Source organism: Vibrio sp. STUT-A16 (assembly GCF_026000495.1).
Taxonomy (GTDB): Bacteria; Pseudomonadota; Gammaproteobacteria; order Enterobacterales; family Vibrionaceae; genus Vibrio; species Vibrio diabolicus.
Genome location: NZ_AP026765.1, coordinates 2114781 through 2133055 on the forward strand (window position 1 = coordinate 2114781; position 18275 = coordinate 2133055).

The following is an 18275-nucleotide window of genomic DNA, read 5'->3' on the forward strand; positions in this document are numbered from 1 at the left end:
TAACACAGGACCCAGCACACCTAGTTCCACCTCAAAGTGCAATTTAGGTATATAGTTGTTTTATTGAGTAGTTTGCATGTAGGTGTTCATCATGATCTATTTCAAATCGCGCTTTATGGGGCTTCTAAGCATTTCGATATGCTGTGTACCAGCCATGGCATCAGATGACCTGTATGGGCCGCTACGTTCTTACGCACAATCTCCGATGCAAGTGGTTAGCCATACCAATATACTGCGCTCAGGACATAGCCTTCCCTCTGACTTTGTCGAAACCTATGGCTCAGGAACCGTGGCTAGTGTTTGGGCTCATACTGATGAATACGCACTGGATTATTACCACAACCAAATCGAAATTGGCAGCAAGTGGCAAATCAATAGCAGTTGGCAATGGGAACTCAATTATCGGTGGGTTTTTGCCGCTGATAACCATTTAGATGGACTGACGAAAAGCTTCCATAACCTTTTCGGTATCGGACAGAATGGCCGAGACAAAGTAGACAGAGATCGTTTTCACATTTCAATGCCGCAATATGATGTGCTAGAAGACGACTTCGAAGGACAAACGCTTGCCAACAACTTATCTACTTATTTGCAATATCAAGTGTTTCAGAATGAACATCACGGCCTATCTATTGGTGGCAGCTTATATTTTAATGATGTTGCTCACGGGACTTTTCAAGGCAGTAATTTCGAGCAAGGCTTCCAAATAAATTACAGTTATTTGAGTGACGCCCATGCATTTTACTCGATGGTTGGCATGACTTTTCGCTCAGATGATCGCGCCTTGCTGGATCTACCCTATCGGCATAATACGATTGCCGTTGCAGCTGGGTACCGTTATGCATTGGAAGATAACCACCACCTGATGTTTGAATACCATTGGTATCAAGGCTCAACAGAAGGACCCGCAGAGTTTGCTGATGCCTCTAATGAACTGGTATTAGGCTATCGATATCTCATGGAAAACTCCGCGCTTGAGTTTTTAGCCGTTGAGAACGCACGAAACATGGATAACAGTACCGATATCGCTTTCACAATAGGATATCGGTACATATTCTCATCAAGTTGATGAGAACTATAGATTTAGCGTTGGTGCAACCGCGGCAGCGACTTGAGCATCAGTTGCATTGATCGGTAACGTAAACGAGCGATATTGGTCACCAGCCAAGCTGAGCGAACGGTCAATCTCTGCCAAACAATGCATGACCTGCCCTTCCAGAATAAAAGAAAGCTCAATTTCTTTTGATGAGATAAAGCCGTTATTTCGGAACTCTAGCTCTTGATAAATTCCAGAGCGAGAAGCAAACGAGCCACCGCGCAAAAAGCCTTTTTCAACATCGGCTTTAACCATAGTGAAACCAGCTTGCTCGATCGCTTGAATAACCCGAGATGCTACTGGTAGTGGTTTCACTTCAATATAGTCACGGTCACGCGGGTCAATCGCAAAATCAATATCTAACGTCGTTTCAACCCAAACATGGCATTGATTCTTAAGTGCGCTAACCGCAGTAATTGGCGTTTCATCATGCAGTTTTAGCTCAAACGGAACCTGCTTCTCTTCATTAGGTTGAATCACAAAGGGGTCTACCGCCTTCAGCTGATCAATAGTGAACGTTTGGTAACTTACGCTATCATCCACTTCGACTTTCATCTCTGTGTTCAACTTAATAGTAATAGCATCAATTTGTTGTTCGACGTCTCCGCCTTTGATATGAACATGCCCTTTCAGCGTCGCTCCTTGAAACACGCTCATTTCGTCTAAAATCGTATCTACTTTTGCAGAACCAATCCCCAGTGATGCTTTCAATTTTTTAAACATGTTTTTCCTTTTTAGCGACTTTTCTTCTAATAATCGTTTGTTTACACAATTGTTTTATACTCTGCAAGCAATAGACCACAAGAAAATGTTCGAATTCCATCATCAATCCAAATAATGCTCAGCAGCAAGAGTCATTCAGCCCCACAATAGGATTGTTCTGTCACTAAGTGGTGCATTCGTCGAGAAATGTTTGCAATTTGTACCTAAATTAAGCAGTATTTGTATAGTCAAATAAAAGGGAATCATTATGTCTGCACCACTCTACATTCAAATCAAACAATTTATCCTCGATAAAATTGATTCTGGAGAGTGGATAGTCGGTCATCGTATCGCCACAGAGATTGAGCTTACCGAGCAATTTGGTGTCAGTAGAATGACAGTGAACAAAGCAATTCGGGACTTAGTTAATGAGGGCCGATTACAACGTCGCCCACGCTTAGGTACGTTTGTGTGTGATCCTGGTGAAAAGTCAGAATCTCCTCTGTTAGACATTCGAAACATTGCCGAAGAAGTCAGCGACCGAGGGCGACAATATAGCAGTAAAGTGCTCAAACAAGTTGCCATAAAAGCAGATGACAACATTGCGACAAAACTCGGCGTCATGCTTGGCACAACGGTGTTTTACAGTGAAATCATTCACTATGAAGACCAAACGCCTATTCAATTGGAACTCCGCTGGGTTAACAGCCAATATGCCCCGAGTTATTTAAATCAAGACTTCACACAAATCACTCCGAATCAATACCTGTCAGATAATTGCCCACTCAGCGCTATTGAACATACCGTAGAGGCAATTGTGCCTGACGGCCGTATTAAGCAAGACTTAAAAATGCAAGCCAATGAGCCTTGCCTTCTCTTGAATCGCAGAACGTGGAGCCAAGATAAGTTAGTCAGTACCGCCCTACTTTATCACCCTGGTAACAAATATAAGCTGAGCTCAAAAGTGCTCATTTAATGACAAGATTGGTCCTATAGATCTACGTTTTGATCACATTTTAGCAACATCAATCTTGTCAGTGTTCTTATTTTGCTCTATTTATTTGTATATACATTTAATGATACAAATAAACACAGGGACACAAACATGGATTTGCTGATTGAAAACGCACGTCTGGTCACCATGCAACCGGGAGAGCGCGGTTATCTGCCAACGTCTCCTGCTCGTATTGGCATTCAATCTGGAAAAATCGTTGCGATCAGCACCTGTGCAATTGGTGAAGACGAACCGCAAACTGAGTCTCTGCTGTCTGCCCAACATTACGCTCAGAGTATCGACCTTCAAGGCAAGTTAGTTCTGCCAGGTTTGATCGACTGCCACACTCATCTTATTTACGCGGGCAATCGTGCCAACGAATTTGAAATGCGCTTAAACGGCGTGCCATATCAAGAAATTTCCAAACAAGGCGGTGGGATACTTTCAACGGTGCATGCGACGCGTTCAGCAACCGAAGCGCAATTAGTTGAGTTAGCGTTGCCACGTTTAGACGGGCTACTCGCGAGCGGCGTCACTTCTGTCGAAGTGAAATCAGGCTACGGATTGACACTGAATGATGAAGTAAAAATGCTCCGTGCAGCCAAAATGCTTGAACAAGAGCGTAAAGTTAAAATCACCACTACACTTCTCGCCGCTCACGCCATTCCGCCAGAGTTCCAAGGCCGTGCAGATGATTATATTGAGCACATTTGTCAGGACATAATCCCTGTCGTCGCAAAGGAAGAGTTAGCCACGAGTGTCGATGTTTTTTGTGAATCGATTGGCTTCAATCTTGAACAAACAGAAAAAGTGTTTATAGCTGCAAAACGCCACGGCTTAAAGGTTAAAGGGCATACAGAGCAACTTTCGAATCTCGGTGGTACAGCCCTCACTGCTCAATACAACGGTTTGTCAGCGGATCACATCGAGTTTTTAGATGAGCAAGGTGTTAAAGCACTTGCTCGCTCAAACACTGTCGCCACTCTACTGCCTGGCGCTTTTTATTTTCTAAGAGAAACTCAGTTACCACCGATTGAGTTGTTGAGGGAGCATAACGTGCCGATGGCAATTGCTACGGACGTCAACCCAGGTACATCACCGTTTTCTGATCTCACACTCATGCTGAATATGGCGTGCACACTATTTCGCCTTACGCCGCAAGAAGCACTGCGTGGTGTAACGCAACATGCAGCCAAAGCTCTGGGTTATCAAAATTCACGTGGCGAAATCAAAGTAGGGTTTGATGCGGACTTCTCTATCTGGGATATCGAAAGCCCTGCTGATTTAAGCTATCAAGTCGGAGCAAAACGTCTGGTAGGTCGTATAGTAAATGGTGAATACATTTCACACGGAGGCCAATAATATGTCTCAATTCGACTTACACTCTCCCCTATTTCATTGGCAAGGCCGTCATGATGCCGAGGACGGCAAACTTGGTCAGCGAATTCATCACGTGGTTCAACGCCAGAAAGCAGATGAGTTAGGGGCAGTTGCGCATGGCGTCTCATTACTGGGTTTTGCTACCGACGCTGGCGTAGCCAGAAACAAAGGACGCATTGGTGCGAAAAAAGCGCCAGACTTAATCCGACGAGCACTCGCTAATTTAGCATGGCACCAAGACGTCCCACTATATGACTTAGGCACCGTGGTGTGCGAAGACGACTTAGTGGAAGAGAGCCAATCTCTATGTGCGGCAACCATTTCAAGCGCACTACCTCATACGCCTGTCATCGTGTTAGGTGGCGGGCATGAGATTGCGTGGGCCTCGTTTTCCGGCTTAGCGGAGTATTTTAAAGCGCACTATCCAGAGAAGAAGCCTAAAATCGGTATCATAAATTTCGATGCGCATTTCGATTTACGCGCATTCGAGAGCGGCATCGCCGACATCAAACCAAGCTCTGGCACTCCCTTCAACCAAATTCATCATTTTTGCCAACGCAATGATTGGGACTTTCATTACGCTTGCATTGGCGTAAGCCGCAGTAGCAACACTAAAGCGCTGTTTGAAAAAGCAGATGCGTTAAATGTTTGGTATGTAGAAGACAATCAGCTTTGTTACCTAAACCACAGTTATCACTTAACTCAGCTTCAACATTTTATTGACGACTGTGATTACCTCTATTTGACCATTGATCTGGATGTATTTCCCGCCGCAACCGCACCTGGGGTCAGCGCCCCTGCGGCTCGAGGAGTAAGTTACGACACAATTGCACCATTTTTAGATCGAATTCTTCATTACAAAAATAAGCTCATGCTGGCTGATATCGCCGAATACAACCCTAATTATGACGTCGATAGTCAAACTGCACGCTTAGCTGCCCGTTTGTGTTGGGATATCGCCAACGCGATGGCGGAAAAGCAACACAAACCATAACGCATCCTAGATGCCACTTATTATTACGACCAAGCAAGTACTTGGTCATCACGAGAAACTAAAGGAGTCTGAAATGACACAGCGCCAGGGACAAGATCCACGACTTGATACAAGCAGAACAATTCGTGCACCTCACGGAGATAAACTGCGCGCAAAATCTTGGCTAACCGAAGCCCCTCTTCGTATGCTGATGAACAACCTCGATCCTGATGTTGCAGAACATCCACATTCGCTGGTTGTATATGGCGGCATTGGCCGTGCGGCACGAAACTGGGAATGTTACGACAAGATTGTTGAAGTACTTGAAAGACTCGAAGATGACCAAACGCTTTTAGTTCAATCAGGCAAGCCTGTTGGTGTTTTCCCTACCCATAAAAACGCCCCACGCGTGCTTATCGCAAACTCAAACCTCGTTCCTCATTGGGCAAACTGGGAACACTTCAACGAGCTCGATAAACAAGGCTTGATGATGTACGGCCAAATGACCGCTGGCAGCTGGATATACATTGGCTCACAAGGCATCGTCCAAGGCACATACGAAACATTCGTATCTGTTGCGAAAAAGCACTTTGACGGTGAAGCAAAAGGCCGATGGATTCTGACGGGCGGTCTTGGTGGTATGGGTGGTGCTCAACCTCTCGCTGGTACGATGGCAGGCTTCTCCATGATTGCGGTAGAGTGTGATGAATCGCGTATCGATTACCGCTTACGTACAGGCTATGTCGATAAGAAAGCGACATCTTTGGATGAAGCGCTTGCTATCATCAAAGAATCGGACACACCAGTATCGGTTGGTCTACTGGGTAATGCAGCAGACGTTTTCTCTGAGTTGGTAGAACGTAATATCACGCCTGATGTAGTAACAGACCAAACATCTGCACACGACCCGCTCAATGGCTACTTACCACAAGGCTGGAGCATGTCTCACGCTGCAGAAATGCGTTTGCAAGATGAAGCAATGGTTGTTAAAGCAGCGAAAAAATCCATGGCAGTGCAAGTTCAAGCCATGTTAGAACTGCAAAATCGCGGCGCCGCAACACTCGACTACGGTAACAACATCCGCCAAATGGCTCTGGAAGAAGGCGTAGAAAACGCATTTGATTTCCCTGGCTTTGTTCCAGCCTACATTCGCCCTCTATTCTGCGAAGGTATCGGTCCTTTCCGTTGGGCTGCTCTCTCTGGCGATCCTGAGGACATTTATAAAACCGACCAAAAAGTAAAAGAGCTAATTCCAGATAATCCGCACTTACATAACTGGCTAGATATGGCGCGCGAGCGCATTCAGTTCCAAGGTTTACCTGCACGTATTTGCTGGGTTGGTCTTAAAGATCGTGAGCGTCTTGGTCAAGCATTCAACGAAATGGTGAAAAATGGCGAACTTAAGGCGCCTGTTGTCATTGGTCGTGACCACTTAGACTCTGGCTCCGTAGCAAGCCCGAACCGAGAAACAGAAGGCATGATGGACGGTTCTGACGCCGTATCAGACTGGCCACTATTAAACGCACTACTCAATACGGCGGGCGGCGCAACTTGGGTTTCACTGCACCACGGTGGTGGCGTAGGTATGGGCTTCTCGCAACACTCAGGTATGGTTATCTGCTGTGACGGCAGTGAAGATGCCTCAAAACGTATTGCCCGCGTGCTGCATAACGACCCAGCAACAGGCGTGATGCGTCATGCTGATGCGGGATACGATATTGCTAAACAATGTGCAGCAGAGCAAGGGCTAGATTTGCCAATGCTCAACGAAGAACTGAAGAAGCTCAAGTAAGGATGAAAGAGATGTTAAATTTAACGCTAAAGCCAGGTCATATTAGCTTAAACGAACTACGCCAAGTGAGCCGTTCACCAGTCAACCTTACTTTGGATCCTGAAGCCATTCCGGCCATTGAAGAAAGCACGCAAGTCGTGGATCGTGTCATCGCGGAAGATCGAACGGTTTACGGGATTAACACTGGTTTTGGTCTATTGGCTAACACACGAATAGCACCAGAAGATTTAGAAACTCTGCAACGCAGTATCGTTCTTTCTCATGCAGCAGGCATCGGTGAGTTTATGTCAGACGAAACGGTTCGTCTGATGATGGTATTGAAAATCAATAGTCTGTCTCGTGGTTTTTCTGGTATTCGCCTAAAAGTCATTAATATGCTGACCGATCTAGTTAATGCACAAGTTTACCCTTGCGTACCTAAAAAGGGCTCTGTTGGCGCATCAGGTGACTTAGCTCCTCTGGCCCATATGAGCACAGTATTACTAGGTGAAGGACAAGCTCGTCACAACGGTAACATCATTTCTGGGCAAGAAGCGTTAAAAATCGCAGGTCTAGAACCCATAACTCTGGCACCGAAAGAAGGCTTAGCGCTGCTAAATGGTACCCAGGCATCAACAGCGTTCGCATTAGAAGGTCTGTTTATCGCGGAAGATCTTTTCGCTTCGGCTACAGTATGTGGCGCAATGTCTGTCGAAGCCGCTCTCGGCAGCCGACGTCCATTCGATCCACGCATTCACCGTGTACGTGGTCATCGCAGCCAAATGGACGCAGCACTGGCCTACCGTCATCTATTGGATACATCAAGTGACATTGGTGATTCGCATACTAACTGTGAAAAAGTGCAAGACCCGTATTCGTTGCGCTGTCAGCCTCAAGTAATGGGGGCGTGTTTGCAGCAAATCCGCAACGCTGCAGAAGTATTGCAAGTAGAAGCAAACTCCGTATCAGATAACCCGTTGGTGTTTGCTGAGGATGGCGACATCATCTCTGGTGGTAACTTCCACGCTGAGCCTGTTGCAATGGCAGCTGACAACCTAGCACTGGCGATTGCTGAGATCGGCAGCCTGTCTGAACGTCGTATGGCATTGCTTATCGATAGCGCATTATCAAAATTACCACCGTTCTTAGTCGATAATGGTGGTGTGAACTCTGGTTTCATGATTGCCCAGGTCACCTCTGCTGCGCTAGCAAGCGAAAACAAAACGCTCGCTCACCCAGCGTCAGTAGACAGCTTGCCAACATCAGCAAACCAAGAAGATCACGTTTCAATGGCAACCTTCGCGGCTCGCAGATTGAAAGAAATGGGAGAAAACACTCGCGGCATTCTGGCGGTCGAATACCTCTCAGCAGCACAAGGCCTAGACTTTAGAGCACCAAACAAGTCTTCTGAGCGTATCGAGATTGCCAAACAAATGTTGCGTGAAAAAGTATCGTTCTACGATAAAGATCGCTACTTTGCGCCGGACATTGAACAGGCGAATACTCTGCTTAAGCTGGCTATCCACAACACGCTTATGCCAGAGAGTCTGTTACCAAGTGTTCAGTAATCCAGCATTACCAGCACTTAATCTAAAAACCGGATGATAATTTGAAGGCTCCACGTTTCGCGTGGAGCTTTTTTATCTCCTCATTAAACGTATTCCTAGCGATCTTTATGAACACTTGCATATTGTTATTGCTATACTTTTAAAAATAGCCGACGTAATAAAGTCGCTGTTTATTGCTTTCACAAATAAAAGCGTTGCTAAAGTATGCGTTTTTAACGATTTATCCGCCGAAATAGTGTCTTATTGTTAGGATACGGTGAAGTTTTCACTGGATGGACCATTGCTACGCAGATATTCGCATATAATCCCACACAGTTTTGGTTACTACGTAAAAATTATGTTTCTAACACCTTATTTTTCAAACACTAATCACCAGTTTCAGTTCACTCGCGAGCAAGCAAGCCACTTTGCAAAACGTGTCGCAGGTGACTACAACCCAATCCACGATGAAGACAACAAACGCTTTTGTGTCCCTGGGGACTTACTTTTCGCAGTGCTTCTTAGTAAAGAAGGCGTCAGCCAAAAGATGCGTTTTAACTTCTCTGGCATGGTAAACGATGGTGTAGCACTTCATATTGAAAATAAGTGTGAAAAAGAAAGCGCCGTTGTTGACGAGGCCGGTAAAGAATACTTACACATGTCCCGTGAAGGTGAGACTAATCACGATCCCGCATTTATTGAGCATGTCGTAACAAATTACGTGCAATTCTCTGGCATGAACTTCCCTCACATCATGGTTCCTCTTATGGAAGAGAAGCAAATGATGATCAACTGCCAACGTCCATTAGTTATTTATGAAAGCATGGAAGTTGAATTTTCACGCTTAGACCTTACGCATCCTGAAGTGGATTTCACTGGCGCAACGTTCGACGTGGAAGGCAAACGTGGGGTAGTCACCTTAAACTTTGCGTTCAAAGAAGACGGTGAAGTCGTTGGCAAAGGCATCAAACGCATGGTTGCAAGCGGCTTGAAGCCATATGACCAAGAAGCGGTTGACGATCTTGTACGCCGTTTCAATGAACGTAAGGATGCATTCCTAGCAAAGTTCGTTAAGGCAGCCTAATCGACTGCCCTATCAGAAGCGCTCAAAAAACGTGTTTACTAAAAGAAAGCCCAACGTCGATCATTGGGCTTTCTTTTTATGTCTCATCCAAATAAAACTAAACGCAATGCTTAGATCCAGCGGCGGACGTGGTTTTTATAATCCACATACTCTTCACCAAACAATCGCTCTAGAACACGTTCCTCTGGCTTGATTTGAAATCGATTCATATAACTGACAAATACGACGCCACAAAGCACCACACTCAAATGCTGCCACCACAAACCAATTGCAATGATTAGAAGCAGTAGCGCCATATACATCGGGTTGCGCGAAAAAGCAAATACGCCAGTTCTCACCACGGAAGAGGCCGTGTCAGGCTTTACAGGGTTAACCGTCGTTTTTACTTTATGGAATTCATACACACCAGCAATGCCCATATAACCAGAGAGCAAAGTTAGTCCGCCAACCACAACCTCGACAAAGGGCACACTAATATTCAGGCTCGGCACCAGAACTGTCAGTCCATACATGAGTAGTATGACCAACAAAAACACCGCAACAGGTGGGACTTTGAGTTCAAGTTTTCTCAAGATTCATATCCTTTGAAATTGTTGTATGTGACTTCTAAAAAAGCCCAGTAAAACTGGGCTTAATTTGATGTGATTATATCAAAGTTAACAGCGCCTGAACGGGATGTTTGGGCTTTGTTCCTTCAAAGCGTTTCACTTGGCTGCGGCAAGAGTAGCCAGTAATCAAACATCTCTCGTTATCTAACTTATCTAAGCTTGGCTTCCAGCTTAAATTGTAAATGTCTTTCGACATCGACAACTTATCGACCTCGTGACCAAACGTACCCGCCATACCACAACAACCAACCGGTACCGTATTTAAAACCGCACCAAAGTGAGCAAAAATAGCGCCCCACTCTTTTTCCGCATTCGGCATTTTGGTTTTTTCAGTACAGTGCGCAAACAGATACCAAGGTTCCTGCGCCTTATGCTCTCCGCTTTCAAACTCTTCTAGTCTTGGGTAAAGCCATTCGTGGGCCGTTAGTACATCGAAATCACCTCGCTTACTGCCAAGTACTTCAGCGTATTCATCTCGATAACACAGCACCAATGCAGGGTCGACACCAACTAATGGAATATCCAGATCCGCTACCATCGCCAAAAACTTCGCTGTATCGGCTGCTGTATCCTTAAACTGACGTAGAAAGCCTTTAATGTGTTGTGCTTTACCGTTCGGCTTAAATGGCAGAAGCACCGGATGCATGCCCAGCTTTTTCAATAATTTAACGAAGTCTTCTACAACATCGGCGTCGTAGTAGCTAGTGAATGGGTCTTGAACAATTAAAACATGCTTGCTCTTTTCAGGCGAAGACAAACCGCTGAGCGCTTGCAGGTCATAAGGCGTTGTCAGCGACTCTACTCGTTGTTTCAACGTAGGTACTGATAACAACGGCGCATCGACATACCCAACTGTTGAAGCCGTTAAGCTCTTGACCCACGACTGCTTCAAAACACCGTTTACGACACCTGGCGCTTTCGCCATCATCGGCAGCATAGTCTCTATGTTCGCAACCAGATAATCTTTTGCTGGACGTTGGTAACGAGAGTGATAAATGTTTAAAAAGCGTGAGCGGAAGCTCGGAACGTCGACTTTGATCGGACACTGGCTCGCACACGCTTTACACGCTAAACAACCATTCATCGCTTCATACACTTCGTGGGAGAAATCGTATTCGTGACGACGATTGATAGAATGACGTACACGGTCAATCATGGTTTTGATTGATGTTCTGTTTTCTAGCGTTTGCTTTTCTAAGTCAAGAATATCAATGCCTTGTTCAGTGAGCTGACGCAACCACTCGCGAACCAAACCCGCACGACCTTTCGGTGAATGACGACGATCGGCTGTTACTTTCATCGATGGACACATTGGCGAGCTGGTATCGTAGTTAAAACACAAACCGTTACCGTTACACTCCATCGCTTGCTTAAAGCTGTCACGTACTTGAACGTCAATCTGACGATCGAAGTAACCACGTTTGGTATCGGTAACTTTTACTAACTCTGCATCACTATCAAGCGGCGTACAGATTTTGCCCGGGTTCATTTTGTTGTGTGGATCGAATGCCGCCTTCACACGTCTCAGCTCAGTAAACAACTCATCACCGAAAAACTCAGGGCCATATTCTGAACGGAAACCTTTGCCGTGTTCACCCCACATCAAACCGCCGTATTTCGCCACCAGCTTAACCACTTCATCAGAAACTTCGTGCATCAATGCTTCTTGGTGCGGGTCACACAAATCCAACGCAGGACGTACGTGAAGCACCCCGGCATCGACGTGGCCAAACATGCCGTAATTCAGAGACTTGCTGTCTAACAGCTCTCGAAACTCTACAATGAAGTCTGCCAGGTTTTCTGGTGGCACACAGGTATCTTCAGCGAATGCGACCGGTTTAGCACGACCTTTTGCTGCGCCTAACAAACCCACCGCTTTTTTACGCATGTTGTAAATACGCCCAATGCTCGCTACATCGTTACAAACCTGGTAGCCGATGATGCCCGCTTCTTCTGTTTCCAACATGGTATCGAGCTTGGCGGTCAACGCTGCAACCTGCGCAGCAACCTCTTCTTCGTCCTGACCTGCGTATTCCACCATATTGATGCCAAGCATCTCTTTGTTTGGAACATCGGTAAGCAAATCACTCACGGTGTGCCAGACGATATCTTGCTTCGCGAGATTAAGCACTTTCGAGTCAACGGTTTCTACAGATAGCGCTTTCGCTTCGACCATCAACGGTGCATTACGCAGCGCAGAGTCAAAACTGTTGTATTTAACGTTAACCAAAGTACGTGCTTTCGGAATTGGCGTCAGGTTTAGCTTCGCTTCGGTAATAAATGCCAATGAACCTTCCGCGCCACACAGTACTCGTGTGATATCGAAACGATCATCGTCTTCATCTAGCGCGTTCTTTAAGTCATAGCCCGTTAGGAAGCGGTTGAGAGGAGGAAATTTATCCACGATCTGCTGGCGTTTTTCACGACATACGGATTCCGTCACTCGTAGCGCCTTGGCAGCAAACTCGCCTTCTTTTGGGTAGCCGTTGGACAGATCTGATTCTAAAACTGAGCCATCAGCAAACACCGCTTGTAGCGACAATACATGATCGGATGTTTTTCCGTATTTCAGAGAACCTTGACCAGAAGCATCAGTGTTGACCATACCGCCAATCGTTGCACGGTTACTGGTAGATAAGTCTGGAGAGAAGAAGTAACCGTAAGGGCGAACCGCATCATTTAACTGGTCTTTCACTACACCAGTTTGTACACGAACCCAGCCTTCTTTCTCATTAATCTCAAGCACTTTGTTCATGTGGCGAGACATATCCACCACAATACCTTTGGTTAGCGACTGACCATTGGTCCCTGTGCCGCCACCACGAGGTGAAAAGGTAATTCGTTCGTACTTTTCTTTATTGCTCAGTTTCCCGAGGAGAGAAACATCTTCTGTCGTTTTGGGATGAACGACAGACTGAGGAAGTTGCTGGTAAACACTGTTGTCAGTGGCAACCGCGAGTCGGCTTGAATATTGGCTTTCGATATCACCAGTGAATCCGGCGTGCTCAAGCTCTTTCAGAAAACTAAGAACAAGAGGATCGACATCAGTTTGCGAGTGTAATCTTGGTAACATTTGCTTCCTGCCCCTACGACGCTGAATCCGATCAGCTGCGGGTTATGTAATTATTTGCTCACTTCTCATACAAGTTGGCGTTCAGCGAAACAAAACACCACAAAAGAGTAAGTGAAGTAATATTCTTTGAATTTCGTCACTTTACAACATTTAAAAAGACGAGCAAATCAGAATCTCGATACAATAATTAAACTTATGCTTTATTTTTTCACGCTTGATGCCTTACATTGGGGAACGAATCGCGTTTCTAGATGAGTTTTCAGAATGAAAAAAAATAAAATTGTGACCACTGAAGATATCCTTCTCAAACTTTGCCAGTCTGTTTCTGGCGTCCTTACTTCGGCGACATCTTCTCAAGTAAATTACTCTGCAATGGTGCAAAAAATCCACAAGACTAGCCTCAAGCCAGATTTTGGCTGTTTTGTTCTGTTTGATGGCGGGTTTACCGGGCTGGTCGTAATTAACTTTACGGCAAAAGCCGCATTAGAGATCTACACCAACTACATGCGTAATATGGGTATGCCAGAAGAAGAACTGGCAATATCTCATACTTCTGACGAGGTGGGAGATGTTCTGGGTGAGCTAATGAACCAACTGGTTGGAGATTTCACCAATAAAATTCGTAAAGAGCTGCAAACGAACATCACACAAAACCAGCCAAAAATGATGGCGCTGAATAAGCAAGTCATCTTACAAGTTGACACCAACCTTGACCGCCCTCAAGCTCGCCGAGTGACGTTCTCCACCGAAAATAACAACATTTTCTACCTAGAGTTGGCAATGGACAAAACTGAGTTCATCCAACTAGAAGAGTTTGAAATCGCAGAAGACGAAAATCCAGACGATATTTTAGAAGCAACACGTAAAAATATGGCTGAGAAAGAATCTAAATCGTCGAGTTCGAACGATGACGCCGATGATTTACTCAACCAGCTCGGGTTGTAATTCCAACTAATCTTAATGAAGAATGGCTTCTTAGACACAAGTACGACTTCATACTGATTATGACGAACTAAAACGCCTAGCCTCGCCTTCCGCGGGGCTTCTTTTTATGTCCATAAACCACCTTCACTCCCACCTTGTATTTCGTTTTTATGTCAAAAAAGGTAATATGTCTGACTTCATAAATTTTCTGCTTTCGTTACTGGTTGTCGATGGATAAACAAAAAGCTCTGAAAAAAATCGCCAAGTGCTTAGAACTGGGCAATTCCGCTAATGTTAATGAGGCTGCCAATGCTATCAAAATGGCACATCGCCTCATGCTCAAATATGGTCTGGATAAAGACGATATTGAGTTTATCAGAATGGGGAAAACACAATCTTCCCACCTACTACCAGCGAATATCAGTTCTACCATATTGCGAGTGATTCGCGGCATTAACACTAAATTCGGTGTTGAAGCGGTGTTGTTGAATCACAAAGGGCTCAAACGTGTCGAGTTTATCGGTGAAGCAGATCGCGCGATTTTTGCTGCATTTGCTTTCGATATTATTTATCGCGAGATGAACGAAAGTACCGGACAATTCCGAAACAGCTTCGCAGGTACGGGCACCTCTTCTCAAGAGGTGACTCGCCGCGTGAACTCATTTGTATCTGGTTGGGTAGAGGGCGCGATAGAGAAACTTCCAGTCATTTCCCCAGACGAAGAGTCGGCCAACAAAATCAATGATTATATTGATAAAGAATTCCAAAACATTGACCGCGAAACCTTCAAGAAGCAACTGAAAGAAGCGATGAAAAACCTAACCGAAGACTACGAAGTGGGCTTGAAAAAAGGTAGAAGAGTCTCCGTTAACCGTGGTGTTGGCGGCGAGCAAGCGCGTAAAATGTTGGGCAATCCATCGAAATAACCAGAGCAGCAATTGATTGACGTAGGTTCCAATATTCCAATGTTATTGGGACCTACTTTTTGAAGTTGTGATAGTAACGATAAGAATTTTCTTACAGAAACTCTTATCAATCTTACTTTCTCATAACAAATATCAATGCTTACTTATTCATAATTCGCATCCCATTATGAGGCATGGTTTCGCCTCAGTTTTATACGGAGATTTTCCCTTGAAAAAGATGCCTATTGCACTAGCTCTAGTGCTAGCTCTTACTGGCTGTCAAGCCACTCAACGCCAAAATGCAACAACGGGTGAATACGAAACTAACTCAACCACGCAAGGCGCGCTTATTGGTGCTATCGCTGGTGCAGCAATCGGTCTAGCAACGGGCGATGACGCTAAAGAACGTCGTCAGCATGCGCTCATTGGTGCGGCCGCAGGCGGTGCGACTGGCGCTGGCGTTGGTTACTACTTTGACCAACAAGAAGCAGAATTGCGTCGCGCTTTGCTAAACTCTGGTGTACAGGTTCAGCGTGTTGGTGAGAACCAGCTTTTACTGCGTATGGAAAATGGTATCGGCTTCTCTTCAAGCTCTTACCAGCTTGATGCTAGCATTCATAATACTCTACGCGGTGTTGCTCGCATCTTGGTTGAATACCCAGATACCAGCCTTGTTATCGACGGTTACACTGATAGCTCGGGCAGTGAGTCATACAACCAAACGTTGTCTGAGCGTCGTGCAGAGTCCGTACGTCAATTCCTAGTATCTCAAAACGTTGCACCTGGTCGTGCAATTGCACGTGGCTACGGCGAACGTAACCCAATTTGCTCAAACCAAACTTCTGAAGGTCGTGCGTGCAACCGTCGTGTTGAAATCCAGATCTTGCCACTGAAGTAATTTGGTTGCACCATAGCGGTAATAATAAAAAATTACCGGAGCAGGCCTAACCATAATCGTTAGGCCTGACATATCAATGTCTGTCAAAACGTCTGCCCTACTCTGCTTATTTAGCCTCAGCTTTTCTGGTTACCTGCTTGCCTCTCAGGCTCCAAATGACCCCATAGAACAATATGAGTATGCACAGCAATTATTGGCATCAAACAAAGCTGAAGCCTCACCAGAAACGCGTTACTGGCTAGAGCAATCCGCCAACCAAGGTTACCTCCCTGCGCAAAAACAGCTCGCGAACGACTTTGCTAAAGGGATAAATGGCGAAAAAAATGAAACACAAGCGTTATATTGGCTAACCTCTATCGCACTCAATGATCCAACCGATCGGGGCTTTCTTCTCGCTAACTTTATTCAGCGCAATCAAGATAAGGTCACAACTTCTCAATTGACTGAAGCCTTGTATCAAATGGCTTCTCAGCATAATCCAGCAGCAGAACAGGCTTATAATCAACTGTTAGAGCAGCGCTTCAATCAACTGCGAGCTAAACAAGTCTCACAAATAAAGTCGCTCGATAAAAAGGCGGAGCAAACACAAGAAGAGAAAAGCACAACAATTGCAAAACCCAACGTAGAATACTCGCAATTTTTATGGCTGATCTGGCTAGCGGCGATACTCATCATCAGCGGCTTAAGCTTCCTCGTAATCAAGAAACATAAGCAGAATAGAAAAGCGCTTGAAGCCAAAGAGGAAAACCAAAATCAGCGAATGGCGGCAAAAGTTAAAGAGCTAGAGTTTACGAACAAGCAACTGAAACGCCAGCTAGAGAAAGTATTCAAAGAATTTAAGAAATCCAAAACCCAGGCAGAGAACCATAAGCTAAGCGTCGCATGCGCCATGTTTGGCTACACACCACAACACATCCCTGATTTACAAGCAATAAAGCTACGCTATAGACAATTATCAAAGCTTTATCATCCTGACACAAGGGGCAGTGAAGAAGAAATGAAGCGACTCAATCATGCCTTTAAGCTCGTTTCACAAAATGTTACAAAACAGTAAAAATAGGTCAGAATACTTTGGCTGCCATGCTTTTATTCCCATATAATCAAACACCGCAATCGATCTCCCTCTCAAAGAAATTAACAGACATTTAACTTAAGTCTCGCTTTTATGCCATAATGCCCGGCGCAAAATAACACCTAACGACTCAAATTAATCTAGGTGGGGAGAAAATCAATGTTCAATGAAGAAGGCACCTGTGATTGGTGTAAAAAACCTAGTCTTGTAACTCGTCACGATTATTTAGATGGCAAGCACCACTACTCATGTAAAGCTTGTTACGACATGGCAAAAATCGACGTGCGCCTATTTAACCAAGGCGAATTGCAAATGCGCGAACGCTTGCAACGAGCGAGCTAAGCAAGACGGAATCAATGGAACTGATTTTCAAAGGCGCCTTTTAAGGCGCTTTTTTGATCGCCCAAGCCTATTTCCAATATCTATCTCGTATTCCCTCCTATCCTACACAGCATGTCGCATCATCAGCCCTCTCCCACTGTATACAAACCATTGTCCATGAAACAACACCTGTATATACAGTAGTAAACCCCTGTATGTCTCTCGTCCAACTTTCTACTCACCTCACATTTTTAAATTGATGTTAGACATATCAAAAATGAAAAACAACCAAATAAATTCAACCACTTAGAACAAAATTATTTTATTTCCTTCTCAAAAAACCGCAAATAACTTTTGAGAAACTGGTTGATCAGGTCGCCAAAACAAACTACTGTATGCACATACAGCATGTATAAAGGAACAGTAAGATGCAGTTACAAAGTCAATCTCATACATACTCTCGTTACAACGTATTGGCACAAGCAACTCAGCCCATGGCCGTTTCGGATCAGCTTCTATCTAAGCTGGCTGTTTTATCGCAGCAGAAACAATGGATTTTGTTTACAGCAGACTGCCCTCGTCCAGACTTTGAACAACTCACTGCTTCTAATATTTGCTGTAAAAACGTTATTCAAATGAAGCCCTCTCAACAGCTTTCAGAAGTCGAGATCGTGATCAAAGCCATCCGATCAGGTAATGCCAGTGCTGTTGTCGCATCCAATAAAATTGCACTTATGAATCAATCTATGTTGCGCGACGTGGCGCAGCGCTATCAGTGTGAAGTCTTTTTCGTCGAAGGCAGAGTTAATAAGTACCACTAATAAGTTCGACGTTATCCATCCTGCATCTCGCCTCCTTTTTAAGGGGGCTTTTTTTGTATTAAAGAAAACAAGCAAACGTTTGCTTTTTCTCTGGCGAGTTAAAATA

Annotated in this window: 16 protein-coding genes; 13 read left to right on the top strand and 3 right to left on the bottom strand. The window is 44.9% G+C overall.

Translation table 11 applies throughout. The features are described 5' to 3' along the window. Positions 1-91: 91 nt before the first annotated feature. Positions 92-1069: a DUF3187 family protein gene (locus OO778_RS10175; RefSeq protein WP_074191167.1), complete on the top strand. Its 978-nt coding sequence runs from the start codon at positions 92-94 to the stop codon at positions 1067-1069. Between the two features lie 6 nt (positions 1070-1075). On the opposite strand, the gene OO778_RS10180 is transcribed toward OO778_RS10175, so the two are convergent. Next, positions 1076-1819, bottom strand: coding sequence for a sporulation protein (locus OO778_RS10180; protein ID WP_005385491.1), 744 nt, complete (start codon positions 1817-1819; stop codon positions 1076-1078). 247 nt (positions 1820-2066) lie between these two features. Between OO778_RS10180 and hutC the strand changes: the two genes are divergently transcribed. The 6 genes from hutC (at position 2067) to OO778_RS10210 (ending at position 9547) form a co-directional block, all read left to right on the top strand. Next, positions 2067-2774: a histidine utilization repressor gene (hutC, locus tag OO778_RS10185; RefSeq protein ID WP_074191166.1), complete on the top strand. Its 708-nt coding sequence runs from the start codon at positions 2067-2069 to the stop codon at positions 2772-2774. Between the two features lie 129 nt (positions 2775-2903). Next, complete coding sequence (gene hutI, locus OO778_RS10190) at positions 2904-4154, top strand: imidazolonepropionase (protein ID WP_074191165.1); 1251 nt, start codon at positions 2904-2906, stop codon at positions 4152-4154. Between the two features lies 1 nt (position 4155). Further along, the gene (gene hutG / locus OO778_RS10195; RefSeq protein WP_074191164.1) at positions 4156-5166 is read left to right on the top strand and encodes a formimidoylglutamase; all 1011 of its coding nucleotides are present in this window, start codon (positions 4156-4158) and stop codon (positions 5164-5166) included. Between the two features lie 73 nt (positions 5167-5239). Next, positions 5240-6937 (top strand): urocanate hydratase, encoded by a 1698-nt coding sequence (gene hutU / locus OO778_RS10200; RefSeq protein ID WP_005395885.1) that lies wholly within the window; start codon positions 5240-5242, stop codon positions 6935-6937. Positions 6938-6948: 11 nt separating this feature from the next. Continuing rightward, positions 6949-8484 carry a histidine ammonia-lyase gene (hutH, locus tag OO778_RS10205; RefSeq protein WP_074191163.1) on the top strand — a complete coding sequence of 512 codons (1536 nt, stop codon included), beginning with the start codon at positions 6949-6951 and terminating at the stop codon, positions 8482-8484. A gap of 337 nt (positions 8485-8821) precedes the next feature. Further along, a complete protein-coding gene (locus tag OO778_RS10210) occupies positions 8822-9547 on the top strand; it encodes a DUF3581 domain-containing protein (protein WP_005395883.1) in 726 nt (241 codons plus the stop codon). Between the two features lie 110 nt (positions 9548-9657). On the opposite strand, the gene OO778_RS10215 is transcribed toward OO778_RS10210, so the two are convergent. Then, positions 9658-10119: an isoprenylcysteine carboxylmethyltransferase family protein gene (locus OO778_RS10215; protein WP_005395882.1), complete on the bottom strand. Its 462-nt coding sequence runs from the start codon at positions 10117-10119 to the stop codon at positions 9658-9660. Between the two features lie 73 nt (positions 10120-10192). Beyond that, positions 10193-13228 carry an FAD-binding and (Fe-S)-binding domain-containing protein gene (locus OO778_RS10220; protein ID WP_074191162.1) on the bottom strand — a complete coding sequence of 1012 codons (3036 nt, stop codon included), beginning with the start codon at positions 13226-13228 and terminating at the stop codon, positions 10193-10195. A 264-nt stretch (positions 13229-13492) separates the two neighbouring features. On the opposite strand from OO778_RS10220, the gene OO778_RS10225 reads away from it, so the two are divergent. The 6 genes from OO778_RS10225 to OO778_RS10250 all read left to right on the top strand — a co-directional run bounded on the left by OO778_RS10225 (position 13493) and on the right by OO778_RS10250 (position 18169). Then, positions 13493-14173 (top strand): DUF3334 family protein, encoded by a 681-nt coding sequence (locus tag OO778_RS10225; protein WP_006742601.1) that lies wholly within the window; start codon positions 13493-13495, stop codon positions 14171-14173. A 209-nt stretch (positions 14174-14382) separates the two neighbouring features. Beyond that, entirely contained in the window at positions 14383-15078 is a 696-nt protein-coding gene (locus OO778_RS10230; protein WP_005395879.1) for a DUF2786 domain-containing protein, read from the top strand. A gap of 217 nt (positions 15079-15295) precedes the next feature. After that, entirely contained in the window at positions 15296-15955 is a 660-nt protein-coding gene (locus OO778_RS10235; RefSeq protein ID WP_264911385.1) for an OmpA family protein, read from the top strand. A 76-nt stretch (positions 15956-16031) separates the two neighbouring features. After that, entirely contained in the window at positions 16032-17009 is a 978-nt protein-coding gene (locus OO778_RS10240; protein WP_256936199.1) for a J domain-containing protein, read from the top strand. 177 nt (positions 17010-17186) lie between these two features. Next, complete coding sequence (locus OO778_RS10245) at positions 17187-17369, top strand: hypothetical protein (RefSeq protein ID WP_074191160.1); 183 nt, start codon at positions 17187-17189, stop codon at positions 17367-17369. 407 nt (positions 17370-17776) lie between these two features. Further along, on the top strand, positions 17777-18169 hold the full coding sequence (locus tag OO778_RS10250; protein ID WP_054576436.1) for a SulA-like leucine-rich domain-containing protein: 393 nt from the start codon (positions 17777-17779) through the stop codon (positions 18167-18169). The last annotated feature ends 106 nt before the right edge of the window (positions 18170-18275 follow it).